The organism is Leptospira paudalimensis (assembly GCF_026151345.1).
Classification (GTDB): domain Bacteria; phylum Spirochaetota; class Leptospiria; order Leptospirales; family Leptospiraceae; genus Leptospira_A; species Leptospira_A paudalimensis.
Window position 1 is genome coordinate 1928105 of sequence record NZ_JAMQPR010000001.1, and the last position, 15443, is coordinate 1943547.

Below are 15443 nucleotides of genomic sequence, written 5' to 3' on the forward strand. Positions count from 1 at the left end.
CTACCTATGTTTCCAATCGACCAAATCCCTGATTTCCCCAAGAGAAAATGCGACATAGTCAAAAAAGAGTTGAATTTTTGGGGAATTTTTCGGAAAAAAGAAGGACATGAAGTTATCTATCGGAAACCTCCCCCAATCACTTTCGGACGATGCCCTCGAGAAACTTCTTTCCGCCCATGGAAAGGTAACACACCTACAAATCAAACGTGACAAACTCACGAAGGTTTCGCTTGGGTATGGAACCGCCGAAATGGCCGATGCAGATGCGGAAAAAGCCATCGCAAATCTCAATGGAAAGGAATTGGAAGGGAAAAAAATCGTCGTGGTCAACCAAGAAGAATTGACCAAAGCGCAAAATGAAGCCCAAAAGAAAAAAGGAAGTCCTGCTGTCGCAAAACCAACCTTTGGTAGAAACCAAACATCAGGTGGTGGCAATACAGGAGTACAACGCCGTGGTGGTTCTCGCGGGTCCTAAATGAAACAATTACATGGAAGTTATCTCTCCGTGGGTGCCGGGGAGAACCAAATCCCTCTCATTCGTGCAGCGAAACAAAGAGGACTTAAGGTCATTGCTGTGGATACCAATCCAATGGCACCTGGCCTCGTTGAGTGTGATATTAAAATATTAGAATCTACTCACGAATACCGTAAAATTTTACACGCAATGGGTAAGGTCCCCCTTCCCTACAAATTATTGGGAGTGGGTTCGCGGTCTTACGGCAAAGCAGTGTATACCGTTTCGTATCTTGCTGAAAAATTAAAACTACGAGGGAATCCAAGAGAAAGTACAAACCTTTTTTTAGACAAAGAAAAGTTTAAACAATCGGTTTCCAAGTATGGAATTCCAGTTCCATCATTGATTCCCACTTCTGTTTCACCCAAATCGAAAGATAAAAAATTAGATCTGCAATTCCCTATGATTGCCAAACCCAAAGAAGGATCAGGCAAAAAAGGAATCACTGTCATTGAATCAGAAGTTGATTATAAAAAATTCTTAAAAAACAAATCGAATGAGACGTATTTAATCGAACCTTACACTCCAGGGGAAGAGGTGACTGTCCTTGGGTTTGTCATCAATAAACGATTTTATTTAGTATCACTTACAGACAAAGTAACAACGGGGATTCCTCATTTTATGGAAGTGGCGCACATTGCACCTTCGCAACATTTAACAATGGCAGGAGAATTAAAAATGATCTGCCAGAGTATTGTGACAGCCTGTAAATTAAAAACAGGACCTTTTGTTGCAGAATTTAAAATCACAAAAAATAAAGAATGTATTCTCATTGAAGCAACACCTGAAGTGGGTGGTGAGTTTTTAGCCGACCAACTTTTACCTGCTCATTACGGGTATGATTATTTTAAGGACTTACTTTCTGTCACCATCGGTGAAAAAACAAGACCTGAATTTTTAAAAACACCTGGAAAAGGAATCACTCATTCAGGTATCTTTTTTATCCTTCCTTCCACCAAACAAAAAAAGATGACGGATCCAAAAGGATTCGTTCCTAATTCGATGGAAACTTTGTTCTTCCAAAAACAGTTGATTCCTACAGGGACAAGTTTGGACTCACGAGAAGGAAACCATAGACGAACGTTTGTTTTTGGAATCTCTACCAAACAAAATATTTCCCAAAAAGACTGGTATAGGTCAATCCTTGACCGATTGGAAACATGAAAAACGTCTGGGACAAACACTACGAAAGACCAAAATCAAAACTAAATTTCCCCGATGAGAATCTTGTACGCCTACTCTCCAAAATTGATCCCCCAAATCGGAAAGCGTTAGACTTTGGTTGTGGGTCAGGAAGGCACTCAGTCCTTTTACAAAGTTTTGGATACGAAGTAAAGGCATGTGATAATGCCAAAACAACCATTGATTTACTAACAAAATCGGAACCATCCATAAAGTTCCTGCACACTCCAAACCTCCCATTACCATTTGGACCAGAGGAATTTGCAGTGATTGTCAGTTGGGGAGTATTTCATTATAACAACCGAAGTGATGCAAAAGAACTCCTCGCTTCTCTTTACCATTCTTTAACACCAAACGGGTATTTGCTTGGTTCCATTCGAGCCGAAGGAGATACACATTTAGGCTTAAGCCAAGGAACAATCAACCTAATTGATCTTAGTGGTGGGTATGCCGAGACATATTCCCTCTCTGACCTAAAAGATTTTTTATCAATCTTTTCCGAAGTTTCAATTGGTTATACAGAAAGAACTCCCCTCGGAAAACTCACAGAACGAATTTGCCACTGGTTTTTCCTTGCGAAAAAATAATGGATGAGATGGATTCTTTAAGAAAAGAATGCCCTCTCCAAGGTGAATGTGATTGGAAACCACTTTACCAAACACAAGGCCAATACAAAGGCCTATCTATTGTAGAATGCCAAACTTGCAAACTCCAAGCACTTTCACCAAGGCCCAACCAAAAAGAATTATACACACAAGAGTATTACCAAGGAAAAGCAGATTACACCTATATCGATGAACGAGAACAAAAACCTTTTTTTCGTTTTGTATGGAAGGCAAGGATCCAAAACATCAAACGGTTTCGTCCAACTGGCCACTTTTTAGACATTGGTTCTTCCTTTGGTGGATTTTTGGAAGTGGCAAGGGAAGAAGGATATTCTATCCAAGGAGTGGAAATCTCAACGTATGCAGCTAGTTATGCGAATGAAAACCAAATCCCTACATTCAATGGCAATCTGTATGAGGCAAATTTTCCAAATCAAAGTTTTGATGTGATCACGATGGTCGAAGTGATCGAACACATTGAAAATCCCATCCTATTTTTCCAAGAATTAACAAGAATTTTAAAACCTGGTGGGTTATTACTTCTACAAACTGCTAATTTTGAAGGTTGGCAAGCTAAAACAGAAGGTTCCAGTTACCATTATTATATGCCAGGTCATGTCTTTTATTACTCTGATACCCTGTTAAAAAAAATATTGACTCAACTTGGATTTGGAAGTTTCGTATCTTACTTCGGTGTGGATTTTCCATTAATGGCTAAACTCAAAAAAGTAAGGGGTTCCTTCCGGACATGGAAAGATTACCTGAAATGGTTTCGCATTTCCTATTATCATTTTGTATCCAAAATGAAACGGAATGGATTTCCTCTCACCTCTAGTTATGTTTTGTATGCATTTAAAAAATAGGACAGTTTATGAGCGACACCATCAAAACCCCACTCCTTGTTCGTCTGACAACCATTCCCGAAACACCTAGTATCAAACAAAAAATCATTCTAGGTTTACGAGTGTTACTTGTATCGGTACATCGTTTTATGAAAGACGACTGTCTGATCATTGGCTCAAGTTTAGCTTACACGACAATTGTTACCCTCATTCCCACATTAACTGTCGCTCTTGCTCTCATTACGGTGGCGTCCGGGGTGCACACAAACCAAGGCGAACTTGTTGATAAAATCAATTCATACTTATTACAAAACAATATTCAATTTGATATCACACCCTATTTAGAAACACTCACGGATATTATCTCCACAGCAACACAAATTGGAGCTGTTGGATTTGTGGTATTTATCTTTTCTGCCACAGCCGTATTACGTTCGTTAGAAAAAGCATTTCATATCATTTGGAAAATTGACTTTCATCGAAATTTTATTAATAAATTTGTGTTTTATTTTTTCCTAATTTCTTTTGGACCTTTACTGTTCGTTGTTGGGAAAAATATTACAGATACAATTTCTGATTCTGTTCGTTCACCACATTTAAAGTCTATTGTTGCAACAAAACATGGAGAAATTTGGGTAGCGGGAGAAAAAGGGAATATTGGTGTGATGCGGGAGTTGAACAAATCCATTTCCTTCATTCCAGAAGCAAGCATAGACTTTGAAAATATGCTTTGTATCGATATGGAAACTGTCGAAACAGGAACATGCAAAAAGCCCAATATCAGAAAAGAAAACTTTTTTAGAATCAGAAGTGTAGGAAATGACTTATTCACCATTTCAGAAGAAGGTACATTTTTATATTCAAATGATTTGGGGAAATCTTGGAAGGTACACGCATTAAAAGGAATTTCAATTTCCGATTTTGGTGCCATTGATTACGATACACTCTACATTTTAACGAAGGATACAAGAACCTTACGATATGATTTAGGAAAACCATTCAAAGAAATCAAACGATTCCATGATGAAGCGATCACTCCCATCCGAGTTCGATTTTTCTCCGAAAAGGACGGATTCATTTTGGATCGAGAGGGAAGGTTATGGAAAACGAGTGATGGTGGAACAACTTTTTTCCCTCAAGAAATCTCTAGCAAACCTCTAAACGATATCTCCTTTCTCAATCGTAATGTGGGTTTTTTAGTAGGAGATAGTGGTGCCATTTTCAAAACGACTGATGGTGGCTATACTTGGACAGACCTTAGCCATAGAAAATATTCATATGAACGTGTTTGGGTATTTGTTTCTCCTAAAAAACAAGACTATGATATCTTTGTTTTAACTTCCTTAGGAGACATTCTCCTTTCAGAAGATGAAGGTGAAAATTGGTCAGTTGCTTACAAAGGAAAAGCAGGAATGATCTTAGACATGTTATTACTTTCTAAGAAAAAATCAGATTCCAATTTAGAAAATAATGGTTCGAAGGAAACAGTTTCCTCCATAGTTTCCAATACGTTAACATCTGAAGAACCAATCGAAATCGAAAACCAAAATGAAGCTGAAAGTCCGAATGAAGGAATGTTAGGCATCGTTGGAGTTGGTGAATTTAATAAAATCATTCGTGTAGAAGAAGATGGAAATGGCCAAACCATTTGGAAAAAATACCAAGGTGGAAAACGATTTTTTTCCCTTTATTCCATTTTCCAATTTTTGTTACCATTGTTAGCATTATGGTTATTTTTCTTACTGATTTTTAATATCATCCCGAACACAAAGGTTCCTCTCAGAGCCTCATCAATTGGTGCAGCTGTAACTGGTTTGATTCTCATTTTGTTTTTTTGGGGGTTTATCAATATTTACCTCACATCTTTTACCGAAAAAACAATGTTAGTCTATAAAGCATTAGCAGCAATCCCCATCACCTTACTTGCAATTTATTCCATTTCTCTTATCATCTTGTATGGAGCAGAAGTAACGGCAACCCTACAATTCCCTGATCGATACTTACTTCCGAAACATCCATTTGATGATATTGATGGAACACTTTCCTTTGAATTTTATAAAATTCTGCAAGTATTAACACTTACCTATTCTCACCAACAAAGCCAAGGGGAACTCATCAAACTTGCACAGTTACGAAAGTCACTTGTTTTGCCTGAAAAGGAATTAAACCAAATTTTGGACAAATTAACTGAGGCTCAATTCATCCAAATCACGGAAGACAAACGAATCACACCAATCAAATTAAAAGATCAAATCAATCTGGTTTCAGTGTATGAAGAAACATCTAGTTTTAAACTAGGTGCACCAAAAGAAAGGGCAAGTTTGTCTCCAAAACTAAACGACAGTCTCACCCAATTGGAAGATAAGTGGAAGGAAGAACTTCGAAAAACTTCTTTTACGAATTGGATTTAAAGATACGGTTTTGATTTCAAAGGTGGAAGAGACGCAGACATTTGTTTGTAGATCTCTTCCGCCAAACCCATTGATTCGTTTTGTGAAATATTTTTAGCATACTCATCATAAAGCATATCTTCAAAAATCTCTTCTGCATACCCACCATCGATGAGTTTTTCTTTATGGATGGTGTTTTTCATTTCCTTTAACATCATCTTCACAAATACAGATTCAAATTCCACAGAAGCATCATATAATTTTTTACGATAAGGATCAGCAGTAATCTCCTCACGGATGTTTTGTGGTACTTTTAAAGAAGAGGAACTAACCTTCCCCATGAGTTCTTCATGGTTCTCGAGTAAATTTTGAAATTCCGATCTATTGTTTCCGTTTGTTTCTTTCCCTTTGGGGTCAGATAACGACTTCATCCGATTGAGGATGGTTTCGTCTTTGGATCGGCTGAGTCTTCCCGAGTAATCTTGGATTTTGTGAATGTCCATATATTATGTCTACTAAAAGTATCGGCAGAATTTCCAATTACTGGATCACAAGTTCTGCTTTTAATGCCCCTTGTTTTTTTAAGGCTTCCAAAATGGAGATGATATCCTTCGTGGAAGCTCCCACTTTATTTAAGGCACCCACCACATCCGAAACCTGGGTGGTTTCCTTCAGGACAAAAACAGACTCACCCTTTCCATCATCTTGGATGGGAAAAAAATACCGTGCTTTGTCTCTGTTTGCAATTTGGATGGTTAGGCCTTGTTGGGAAATGGCCACTTCATCAATGGCTATGTTTGCTCCCATTACAATCGTTCCTGTCCGTTCATTGATGACAACTCTTGCCACCGGAGAGGAATTGATAGTCAGGTTTTCTAATTTGGATAAAAAGGTAAGATCTAATTTTGGTGCACCAGTCACTAATTCACCATTCGGACCAGTCGTATCTTTTGCCATCGGTAGAGGAACAAGTATTTCTGTTGGTGACACCACTTCAGGTACCACCGATAATTCAGCGGTGATGGTGTCCACAATGGCTCCCATGGTTGTGTAATCTTTTTCGAGTAATGTGAGTTTCACTGATTTGGTGATGGGTGCATTTGGAATGGATTTTTCCAAAATAGCTCCAAAGGGAACAAGAGCCGTGTTCGAACCAGATTTTTTATCAGCACCTCTCTTTTTTTCCTTACCACCAAACACGAGTACACCGGATGCAACGGCTATCGTTTCGCCATTACCGGCTTTCAGTGGAGATTGGAGTAATACCCCACCTTCTAGAGAACGGGCATCACCAAGAGAGGATACAACCACATCAATTTTATCCCCTTCTTTTAAATTCACAGGGACATTCGCAGTGATGAGAACTGAGGCAGTATTTTTGGCATCTCGCAAATTCTTTTTGGTATTTACCCCAAGACCTGCGAGGTAGTTTTGAAGTGCTTCCTCAGTCAAAGGGTTTTTAGTATCCCCAGTTCCATTTAGTCCTACTACAAGACCAAATCCAGTCAGTTGGTTTTCCCGAACCGCATCAATCCGAACCAAATCCTTAAGCCTCGTTTCCACAGCAAAAAGGGAACTGTTTAGACAAATCAAAGAGAATACATAAATGAACAAAGAGGTAACCTTTGTTTGAAATAATTTCTGTTTCGAAATCGAAGCATTATTGGAAAAGTCAATTTCTGTGAAAGTTTGTTTCAGTTTGTTGTTTCGAATCATAAAGGATTACTCACTTTCACCTAAGAGTCGTTTAATGTTTTTTAAGATGATTTCCTGTTTTTCTTTGTCTGAAAGTTCTGCTTTTTCTGTCACAGATCCATCAGGATTTGTAATCCGTTTCATTTGGATATTGGGATCATTTAGTTCTTTGGGATTCAGAGTGCCTTGGTATTCTACTCGTAAATTGGCGATGAGGTCACTCGGAATGAAACGATTTTTATCTAGGTCTTCTGGTGAAATTGTTCCCGATAAACGTAAGTTAATTCTTTCTTCCGAAAGATTAAACACACGACTGCCTTCTAATTCTAAATTGCCAGTACCTGGATCAATTCCGGTCACAAGAACTGCCATCACACCCACTACTTTCCCCTGGGATTTGGATTTTCCCACTTTGGATCGCATATAGGTAGAGTTTGCAGTATAATTGGGTAGGTCTGGGACTAATTTTTTATCAGGAACGGTTTTGATATCATTGTCAAAGGTTGCTTTGTATTCGGATTCATATTCCACTCGAAGTCCATTTTTCAAAACCACTTTCACAACAGTCCCTGGTTGGATGGTTTTAGGATAGGAATACGGGTCTTTGTCCTTCCATAAGGATTCTGCAGATAAGGTAGGTGACAATGTGAAGGAAGAAAACAAAACTCGGAACTCACCAAAATAAGTGATCATCCCACAGAAAAAAACAATCATACAGCTTGATTTGGATTTTAAAAAGTACATCTCTTATCTCTCTTCCAAAAGGCATACACCTTCGTTTTGTACACGAGCTCGAATGGTCTTTTGGGAAGCCAAATTGAGGAGTGGAATTTCTTCCCCCTTATTGCCAGAAGCAAGAGCTCTTGTTTTGATTTTTAATAATAGATTTCCAATCGTGTAGACAAGTTCCACTTCTTGGCCTCGTTCAATGGTATGGAGAGTACGTACTTGTTTTTTTTCAATGGCAGTGTCTGGTAAAAATCCATTGAGAGCCGTTTTACCCACAGGGTTTTCCTCAGTGAATTCTCGGAATGAATCTGCAGAAAAAAAACTACGTAGTTCTACATCGTTTTCTGTTAAAACCGTTTTTGCTGGAATTTCTTTAGTCGTGAAGTAAGCTTTTTTCTTTTCTTCAATGAGGAAGGGAATGGATTCCGAATGAACCAGTTTCCCTTCGAAGTAAAAATCCAATGGAAACAAACGTTTCCCTGCATGTAAAGAATGGCCAAGGCTACGCCATACGGGAGAAGTTCCCGAAATGATGGGAAAGGATTCCTTCTCTGATTGGATCCGAAAGTTTTCACCGATTTCGCCTAACCCATTTGGGTTCGCAAGTGAGAGAGCTTTCCAAAGAGACTCTTCTAATTCTTTTTTGGATACATGGGAAGTTTTCGGAAGGAGAATCCCTTCTTTCCCCATCACCTGGAACGATATTCCTTCTCCAAATTCTTTGGTATAAAGAGAAGTAATTGTATCCGAAAGTGATTCAGGGCTAATGATGATGGGTGTTTTGACAGAACGAAACACAATTGGATTCCAATTCCCTTTCCAGTTGGTAAATTCAGACAATCGTACCTCACCCATACCCACGATGGTTTTTGGTTTGAGATAGAGTCGGTTGTCTTCTTTGTTTGCAATTACTGGCAAACAGAACACCAAACTAAAAAGGATGGAGATCCAAAATTTCATTAACGTTTTAATCCAATCGCCGTAGAAAGCATGTTATCCGAGGTTTGGATGGTTTTGGAATTGGATTCGTAAGCCCTTTGTGCCACGATCATATTCACCATCTCTTCTACGATTTTCACGTTACTCATTTCTAAGAATCCTTGTAACACACTTCCATACCCTTCTTGGGAAGGCATCCCTGGAATTTCTTGGCCGGAAGCAACGGTTTCACGGAATAAGTTTTTACCCACAGCTTGGAGTCCTGCAGGGTTTACAAATCGGTAAAGTTCCAATTGCCCGATGGTTGTGGGGCGAATGTCATTTCCGATTTTCACTGTGACTTCGCCTTCTTCGGACACCATAAGAGTATTTAAAATTGCATTTTCAGGAAGGATGATGGGTGGTTCGAGAAGATATCCATTCGAAGTCACCACTTGTTGGTTCGAATCAATCTTAAAGGATCCGTCCCGGGAATAAGAAAAAGTGCCATCAGGCATTTGGATTTTAAAAAATGCCATCTCACCAGTGAGAGCTAAATCAAGTTTATTCCCAGTTGCTTGGAAGGAACCAATTTCGAATAACTTCTGTGTGGCGGCAACTTTCACACCATGACCCACATTCACACCAGTTGGGATTTCGGAAACAGAGGTAGCAGGAGTTCCCGCAAGCACTTGGTGTTGGTACACTAAATCTTCAAAGTCCACTCGGTTCTTTTTGAAACCTGTGGTATTCACGTTGGCAAGGTTATTGGCAACGGTATCAATATGAAATTGTTGGGCAATCATCCCGGTAGCGCCGGTCCAAAGGGATCGCATCATAAAAAGGCACCTCTACAGCTTCTATCGGAAGACTGTCAAAAAAGCTAAGTGTCTTTTTTTATGATTATGTCTTATTTTCCTGTACTCCCGAACCCACCCGTCCCACGTTCTGTGGAACCGAGTTCCGTAACCACTTGGATGGGAAATTTCACCACCGCTTGGATCACCATTTGCGCAACACGTGTACCTGGTTCCAAAAGATAATCAGATCCACTGAGATTCAATAGTGGGATGAGGATCTCACCCCGGTAATCGGAGTCAATGGTGCCTGGACAATTGGGCATGATGATTCTCTGTTTTGTGGAAAATCCACTCCGAGGTCGGATTTGGCCTTCATACCCATCAGGGATCGCCATGGCAAGTCCAGTCGGAACCAATACCACTTCCCCCTTCGGAAGGAGAAGATTTTCCGAAAGGCAGGCGGAGAGGTCCATACCCGCAGAACCAACTGTTTTGTATTCAGGGACAACTGCCCCTTCTCTTAGAATCTGGATTTGTAAATGGTTAATTTGATTTTGCATCAAGTTCCCTTTTTTAAACCGATCCACCAAACTGAACGGGAATTTTGGCAAATTGGGTTTCCGTCATATCCCCGACACAAGACAAATGGACTTTGTCTAAACCAAACATTTCTTTGGCGGCAAGATTGATCTCGTCTAAGGTGACTGACTTAATTGCCTTCATACGATCTTCCAAAGAAAAATAGGTACCGTAATAGATTTCTTGTAATCCAATATTATTCATTCGGTTTTCAGGGAGTTCATACCCAATCGCAATCGAACCCATTTGGTTGGATTTGGCATCCGCCAGCTCGGATTTGGTAAAACCATGTTTTGTGATCGTTTCCAATTCTTTTAAGATCAGTTCCACACATCGTGCTGCTTTTTCTTTGGAAGTGGCAGAGGAAATCGAAAAAAGTCCTGTGGTTTTGTAATACGAAGGAAAACTGTAAATACTATAACAAAGCCCTTCTTTTTCACGGATGTTTTGGAAAAGCCGAGATGCCATTCCACCACCCAGGATGGTGGAAATAAGACCTGAAACAGTCACAGTTCGGTAGTCTCTTTTTTTTCCGTTCACACCAAGCATGATATGGAACTGCTCAATTTTACGACGTTCCAAATGTTTCGAATAACTTTTTCTAGGTGCTGGAATGATGAGTTCAGTCGGATTTTTCCCTTTGGGATTTTCAAAAGAAAAGTATTTATTTGTGAGATCCAGGACTTTCTCCCAAGTGAAATTTCCCGAAACAGAGATCACCATATTCTTTGGGAAATAATGTTTTTCAAAAAAAGTACGAATGGATTTTTCTGTGACACCTGTTACTGATTTTTTGGTTCCAATGATATCACGCCCGTAAGGTGACTTCCCAAAGATATTGCGAAAATAATAATCATACACAAAATCATCGGGGGCATCTTCATATGAACGCATCTCTTCCATGATGACACCTTTCTCAGTTTGTATGTCTTCCTTTCGAAACAGTGGTCGAAAGAGCATATCTGACAAAATTTCAAATGCTAACTCTGCTTGGTTTTTGATAGCAACGACATAGTATTGTGTGTATTCTCGCCCCGTAGAACCATTCAAAATCCCACCGACTCGTTCGATGGATTCAGCGATTTCTTTACTTGTGCGTGTTTCTGTATCTTTGAAGAGCATATGCTCTAAAAAGTGAAAGTAACCATGTTCAGAATTGGTTTCGGCAAGACTGCCTTGTTTTAAAAAAACACCCACCCCCATAGAGGATGCGTGTTTCATAGGTTGGAAAAGAACTGTAAGACCATTTGGCAATACAGTTCGTTTGCATTCAATGACGGGTGCCATTTTGTTCACTCCCCCCAAACAGATGTTTGGGGACTGTTGTTTAGTTGTCTAAAAGGACATCCTTTCTCGAAAGATCAATTTTTCCCATTTTATCAACGGAAATTACTTTCACTTTGATTTTTTCCCCTTCGGAAACAATGTCACGAACAGATTGAACTCGTTTCACATCTAGTTTAGAGATGTGGCAAAGCCCTTCTTTTCCTGGTAAAATTTCAACAAAAGCACCAAAGTCAGCGATTCGTTTAATCACCCCTTCGTAAATTTTCCCCACTTCAATTTCTTCAAAGATTCCATCGATCATGGCAATGGCTTTTTCTTTGGACTCTTCACTTGGAGAGGCAATGGTTACCTTTCCAGAGTCATCCACAGAAATTTCCGAACCAGATTGTTCGATGATGGCACGGATCATTTTCCCACCAGGGCCAATGAGTTCTCCGATTCGATCCTTTGGAATTTGTTTTTGGGTGATACGTGGAGCGTTTTCGCTTAAGTTTCCTTTTACGGAAGAAATCGCTTTGTTCATCTCACCAAGGATGTGGTCACGACCCACTTCTGCTTGTTCGATGGCCTTTTGTAAGACTTCAAGTCCTAGACCATTCACTTTTAGGTCCATTTGGAAGGCAGTGATGCCTTTTTTGGTTCCCGCAAGTTTGAAGTCCATATCACCAAAGTGGTCTTCGATCCCAGCAATGTCAGAAAGAACCGCAAATCGGCCTTTTTCATCACTGAAAAGTCCCATTGCAATCCCAGACACAGGGCCAGAAATCGGAACCCCACCCGCCATAAGCGCGAGTGTTCCCGAACAAACGGACGCCATAGAAGAAGATCCATTGGATTCTAAAATTTCAGACACAAGTCGTATCACATACGGAAACTCTGTTTGCGTAGGAAGGACTTTTTTAATCGCACGTTCTGCTAGATTCCCATGACCAATTTCACGTCTGCCAGGGCCAGAGTTACGTCGCACTTCCCCTACAGAAAACGCAGGGAAATTATAGTGTAACATAAAGTTCTTTTCTTTGGAACCTTCGAGAGTTTCGTAACGTTGGTTATCCGAAGTAGTTCCAAGTGTCATGACCCCAAGGGACTGAGTTTGTCCTCTTGTGAAAACAGCAGAACCATGTGGTCCAGGAAGTACATCAATCTCACATGAAATTTGTCGTATTTCGTTTGTTTTCCGACCGTCAAAACGAATCCCTTCTCCAAGCACTAGTTCACGAACAACTTCGTATTCTAATTCATGAAGGAAATGTTTGATGTCTTTTGTTTTATCTTCTGGAGCCAGTAAGGTTTTAAAATGTTCAACCGTTTCTTTGTTAATGGCTTTGATGTCATCGTTACGTTTTGCTTTGTCTGCATTCTTGTTAGCAGCTGTTAAACGTTCAAATGCAAACTCACGAATTTTTGCGTGGAGTTCTTTATCAGGAGTTTTTAAAACGACTTCTTTTTTAACCGTACCATTTTTCTTAGCCAATTCTTCCTGCATCATCACAGCAATTTTCAGCTGTTCTTGTGCAAAACGAAGAGCATTCATCATGTCTTCTTTGGAGATTTCGCTTGCTTCCCCTTCGATCATGACGATGGCATCTTTGGTTCCTGCGACGACTAAATCCAAATCAGATTTAGTGATTTCTTCGTTGGTCGGGTTTAAAATGAACTCACCAGCGATCCTTCCGATACGAGCACCCGCAATGGGACCTGCAAATGGAATGGAAGAAACAGAAAGTGCCGCCGAAGCTGCATTAATTGCATGGCCTTGGACAGAAACTTGTTTATCAGCAGATAATACTTGGACGAGGAGTTGGACTTCCGAGAAGTAACCTTCAGGGAACATCGGACGGATCGGTCTATCGATGATACGAGAGAGTAATACTTCGTGCTCTGCAGGTTTTGCTTCGCGTTTGAAGTAACCGCCAGGAAAACGACCTACTGAGTAAGCTTTTTCCGTATATTCGCAAGTTAAAGGGAAAAAATCTTGTCCTTCTTTTGGTTCGTCAGCTGCACACACAGTGGCAAGCAGGACCAAATTTCCGGTTTTGTATACAACCGACCCGTGAGCTTGTTTCGCCCACTTGCCGGTCTCTAGGGTAATAGAATCTCTACCCCAAACACCAGTGAACTCTGTAGCCATAGGAATTACTTCCTAAGGCCGAGTTTTTCAATCAGCTTTTTATAACTTTCTAAGTTGGAACGTTTGAGGTATTCCAACAAACTCTTTCTCTGGTTTACCATAGCGATTAGGCCACGGCGAGAGTGGAAATCCTTCTTATTTGCTTTGAAGTGTTCCGTAAGGTCTTTAATACGAGAGTCGAGAAGAGCGATTTGTACTTCTGCAGAACCTGTGTCGTTTGGTTTGCTACCGAATGTAGCAATGATCTGCTGTTTTTGTTCTTTTGTGATCATACTAGTGTCCAGATTTTAAGAACGACTCATTTAGAAAACATAATTTTTGCAGAAGGGTCAAAAAATACTTTTCGGTAGCGGTAAGGAATGTGGTTCGGTTTCTCTTCGTAAGAACACCAAGCAAGGATGGTGGCCTCGTCTGCATCCACGATGTAAAACCCAAGGGAATCGGCTTTCGGGAGTTTGTCCCAGATATAACCCCCGTGGATTACCGCTTTTTTTTCGGTTTCGTCCACAATCCGTAACGGCAAAGGGAATACTTCTTTCCAGTCTTTGAGGTCACTTGCCGTGACCTCTTCCAACGTTTTGGCACCACTGACATTGTACTCACCGATCGATTCTCGTACAAGCCTACCGAGGGAAAGTGGAATCCCCCATTTGTCGGAAAGATCAAGGACTAGTTTTCGAATGTAGGTTCCAGAACTAACATGGACCCGAAACGAAAACCCAAATTCTGTTTTTTGGATGTCTTTTACCGAATGGATGGTGATAGCACGTTCCTTTTCTTCCACCGCAGTCCCTTCCCGGAAGAGATCAGACTGGCGTTTGCCTCCTACTTTCAGAGCTGAGATTTTGGGTGCTTTCTGAGTTGTGAGTTTTTTGAGGTTTTGTAGTTCTTCTTCCAATCTTTGGATGGAAAAAAGAGATTCAAATTTTTGAAGAGAGGATTCCCTTTCGTCAACTTCCACCATTCCATCTGGGTCTCCTGAATCCGTGCGGTATCCCACGATCACTTCTGCCAAATAGGTTTTGTCTTTTCCGAGGAATACTTGGGAGAAAGCAGTATAGTCCCCACACGGGAGAATGAGTAGGCCTTCGGCAAATCGGTCAAGAGTTCCCGTATGCCCCACAGATTTTTGGTTTAACAAACGTTTGGTCTTTAGAACCAAATCAGAACTGGTAATCCCAGGTGGTTTATAAACAAATAAAAATCCAGATCGGTAGGGTTTTGCCATCAGTGGTCACCAAACAAACTCTAGGTGCGAATGATAAATTTTCATTTGAGGGAAAATCCAAATGGGAATCGGTCGTTTCGGTTTCGGAAAGATTTATTCTGCCTCTTTGTCTTTCCGGGAAGAGTCTTTCTCTTCATCCGTATCCGTCGTATCCTCATCCGCTGCATCGGGATGGAGTTCTTCAAAAAGTGTTTTCGGAGCCGATTCATCGATGAGGCGGTTCACTTCTAAACTTTTGATGTAGTTATTATCCCAGACAAAACTAAACTTTGGGTTCGTATGCAAGTGAAGGTTTTTTCCGACAAGCGAGGACAAAAATCCCGCACAAGAAACAAGTCCTTGTGTGAGTTTTTTTCTTTCGTTGTTATTACAAAGGGCAGTGAAGTATACTTTCGCATACCGTAAGTCTTCGCTGATTTCAATGCGATGGAAACTTGGCAAAAAGACCCGTGGGTCTTTTACCTTTCCTTCCAGAATCGCAGACGAGATGAGGCGAATGATCTCCGATTCGAGTTTTTTCATTCGAATGGGATTCATTTAGGC

The 15443-nt window shown here is 40.4% G+C and carries 16 protein-coding genes; 5 read left to right on the plus strand and 11 right to left on the minus strand.

All coding sequences use genetic code 11. From position 1 onward, the window contains the following. Window positions 1–106: 106 nt before the first annotated feature. From ND855_RS08990 to ND855_RS09010, 5 genes are read left to right on the plus strand one after another with little or no spacing between them, the layout of a single operon-like run. Entirely contained in the window at window positions 107–475 is a 369-nt protein-coding gene (locus ND855_RS08990) for an RNA recognition motif domain-containing protein (RefSeq protein ID WP_108958969.1), read from the plus strand. Next, entirely contained in the window at window positions 476–1678 is a 1203-nt protein-coding gene (locus tag ND855_RS08995) for an ATP-grasp domain-containing protein (RefSeq protein WP_265358059.1), read from the plus strand. Further along, window positions 1675–2283 (plus strand): class I SAM-dependent methyltransferase, encoded by a 609-nt coding sequence (locus ND855_RS09000; RefSeq protein ID WP_265358060.1) that lies wholly within the window; start codon window positions 1675–1677, stop codon window positions 2281–2283. Before ND855_RS08995 ends, ND855_RS09000 begins: the two co-directional genes overlap by 4 nt. Then, complete coding sequence (locus ND855_RS09005) at window positions 2283–3164, plus strand: class I SAM-dependent methyltransferase (protein WP_265358061.1); 882 nt, start codon at window positions 2283–2285, stop codon at window positions 3162–3164. The genes ND855_RS09000 and ND855_RS09005 overlap by 1 nt, the downstream gene beginning before the upstream one ends. Window positions 3165–3172: 8 nt before the next feature. Continuing rightward, window positions 3173–5554, plus strand: a complete 2382-nt coding sequence (locus tag ND855_RS09010; RefSeq protein WP_265358062.1) for a YhjD/YihY/BrkB family envelope integrity protein — start codon at window positions 3173–3175, stop codon at window positions 5552–5554. Here ND855_RS09010 and ND855_RS09015 read toward each other — a convergent pair. From ND855_RS09015 to rbfA, 11 genes are all read right to left on the minus strand, one after another. Further along, on the minus strand, window positions 5551–6036 hold the full coding sequence (locus ND855_RS09015) for a rod-binding protein (RefSeq protein WP_265358063.1): 486 nt from the start codon (window positions 6034–6036) through the stop codon (window positions 5551–5553). The two genes, ND855_RS09010 and ND855_RS09015, sit on opposite strands and share 4 nt — an antisense overlap. A gap of 37 nt (window positions 6037–6073) precedes the next feature. Beyond that, window positions 6074–7249, minus strand: a complete 1176-nt coding sequence (locus ND855_RS09020; RefSeq protein WP_265358064.1) for a flagellar basal body P-ring protein FlgI — start codon at window positions 7247–7249, stop codon at window positions 6074–6076. A 6-nt stretch (window positions 7250–7255) separates the two neighbouring features. Then, window positions 7256–7921: a flagellar basal body L-ring protein FlgH gene (locus ND855_RS09025; protein WP_407658747.1), complete on the minus strand. Its 666-nt coding sequence runs from the start codon at window positions 7919–7921 to the stop codon at window positions 7256–7258. Window positions 7922–7975: 54 nt separating this feature from the next. Then, the gene (gene flgA / locus ND855_RS09030; RefSeq protein ID WP_265358066.1) at window positions 7976–8917 is read right to left on the minus strand and encodes a flagellar basal body P-ring formation chaperone FlgA; all 942 of its coding nucleotides are present in this window, start codon (window positions 8915–8917) and stop codon (window positions 7976–7978) included. Then, window positions 8917–9714, minus strand: a complete 798-nt coding sequence (gene flgG, locus ND855_RS09035; protein WP_012388518.1) for a flagellar basal-body rod protein FlgG — start codon at window positions 9712–9714, stop codon at window positions 8917–8919. The genes flgA and flgG overlap by 1 nt, the downstream gene beginning before the upstream one ends. Before the next feature lie 71 nt (window positions 9715–9785). After that, on the minus strand, window positions 9786–10235 hold the full coding sequence (dut, locus tag ND855_RS09040) for a dUTP diphosphatase (RefSeq protein WP_265358067.1): 450 nt from the start codon (window positions 10233–10235) through the stop codon (window positions 9786–9788). 13 nt (window positions 10236–10248) lie between these two features. Next, window positions 10249–11541: a M16 family metallopeptidase gene (locus tag ND855_RS09045; RefSeq protein ID WP_265358068.1), complete on the minus strand. Its 1293-nt coding sequence runs from the start codon at window positions 11539–11541 to the stop codon at window positions 10249–10251. A gap of 40 nt (window positions 11542–11581) precedes the next feature. Continuing rightward, window positions 11582–13672 (minus strand): polyribonucleotide nucleotidyltransferase, encoded by a 2091-nt coding sequence (gene pnp / locus ND855_RS09050; RefSeq protein WP_135638947.1) that lies wholly within the window; start codon window positions 13670–13672, stop codon window positions 11582–11584. A 5-nt stretch (window positions 13673–13677) separates the two neighbouring features. After that, window positions 13678–13944 carry a 30S ribosomal protein S15 gene (rpsO, locus tag ND855_RS09055; protein ID WP_012388514.1) on the minus strand — a complete coding sequence of 89 codons (267 nt, stop codon included), beginning with the start codon at window positions 13942–13944 and terminating at the stop codon, window positions 13678–13680. Window positions 13945–13970: 26 nt separating this feature from the next. Next, the gene (gene truB, locus ND855_RS09060; protein WP_265358069.1) at window positions 13971–14900 is read right to left on the minus strand and encodes a tRNA pseudouridine(55) synthase TruB; all 930 of its coding nucleotides are present in this window, start codon (window positions 14898–14900) and stop codon (window positions 13971–13973) included. 93 nt (window positions 14901–14993) lie between these two features. Continuing rightward, entirely contained in the window at window positions 14994–15437 is a 444-nt protein-coding gene (gene rbfA, locus ND855_RS09065; RefSeq protein WP_265358070.1) for a 30S ribosome-binding factor RbfA, read from the minus strand. Window positions 15438–15443 lie beyond the last annotated feature (6 nt).

Coding starts and splice junctions, on each gene's coding strand:
- ND855_RS08995 (WP_265358059.1), top strand. CDS start 476: ATGAAACAATTACATGGAAGTTATCTCTCCGTGGGTGCCGGGGAGAAC.
- rbfA (WP_265358070.1), bottom strand. CDS start 15,437: ATGAATCCCATTCGAATGAAAAAACTCGAATCGGAGATCATTCGCCTC.
- truB (WP_265358069.1), bottom strand. CDS start 14,900: ATGGCAAAACCCTACCGATCTGGATTTTTATTTGTTTATAAACCACCT.
- dut (WP_265358067.1), bottom strand. CDS start 10,235: ATGCAAAATCAAATTAACCATTTACAAATCCAGATTCTAAGAGAAGGG.
- ND855_RS09015 (WP_265358063.1), bottom strand. CDS start 6,036: ATGGACATTCACAAAATCCAAGATTACTCGGGAAGACTCAGCCGATCC.
- ND855_RS08990 (WP_108958969.1), top strand. CDS start 107: ATGAAGTTATCTATCGGAAACCTCCCCCAATCACTTTCGGACGATGCC.
- ND855_RS09020 (WP_265358064.1), bottom strand. CDS start 7,249: ATGATTCGAAACAACAAACTGAAACAAACTTTCACAGAAATTGACTTT.
- ND855_RS09000 (WP_265358060.1), top strand. CDS start 1,675: ATGAAAAACGTCTGGGACAAACACTACGAAAGACCAAAATCAAAACTA.
- ND855_RS09045 (WP_265358068.1), bottom strand. CDS start 11,541: ATGGCACCCGTCATTGAATGCAAACGAACTGTATTGCCAAATGGTCTT.
- ND855_RS09010 (WP_265358062.1), top strand. CDS start 3,173: ATGAGCGACACCATCAAAACCCCACTCCTTGTTCGTCTGACAACCATT.
- rpsO (WP_012388514.1), bottom strand. CDS start 13,944: ATGATCACAAAAGAACAAAAACAGCAGATCATTGCTACATTCGGTAGC.
- flgA (WP_265358066.1), bottom strand. CDS start 8,917: ATGAAATTTTGGATCTCCATCCTTTTTAGTTTGGTGTTCTGTTTGCCA.
- pnp (WP_135638947.1), bottom strand. CDS start 13,672: ATGGCTACAGAGTTCACTGGTGTTTGGGGTAGAGATTCTATTACCCTA.
- ND855_RS09005 (WP_265358061.1), top strand. CDS start 2,283: ATGGATGAGATGGATTCTTTAAGAAAAGAATGCCCTCTCCAAGGTGAA.
- flgG (WP_012388518.1), bottom strand. CDS start 9,714: ATGATGCGATCCCTTTGGACCGGCGCTACCGGGATGATTGCCCAACAA.
- ND855_RS09025 (WP_407658747.1), bottom strand. CDS start 7,921: ATGATCACTTATTTTGGTGAGTTCCGAGTTTTGTTTTCTTCCTTCACA.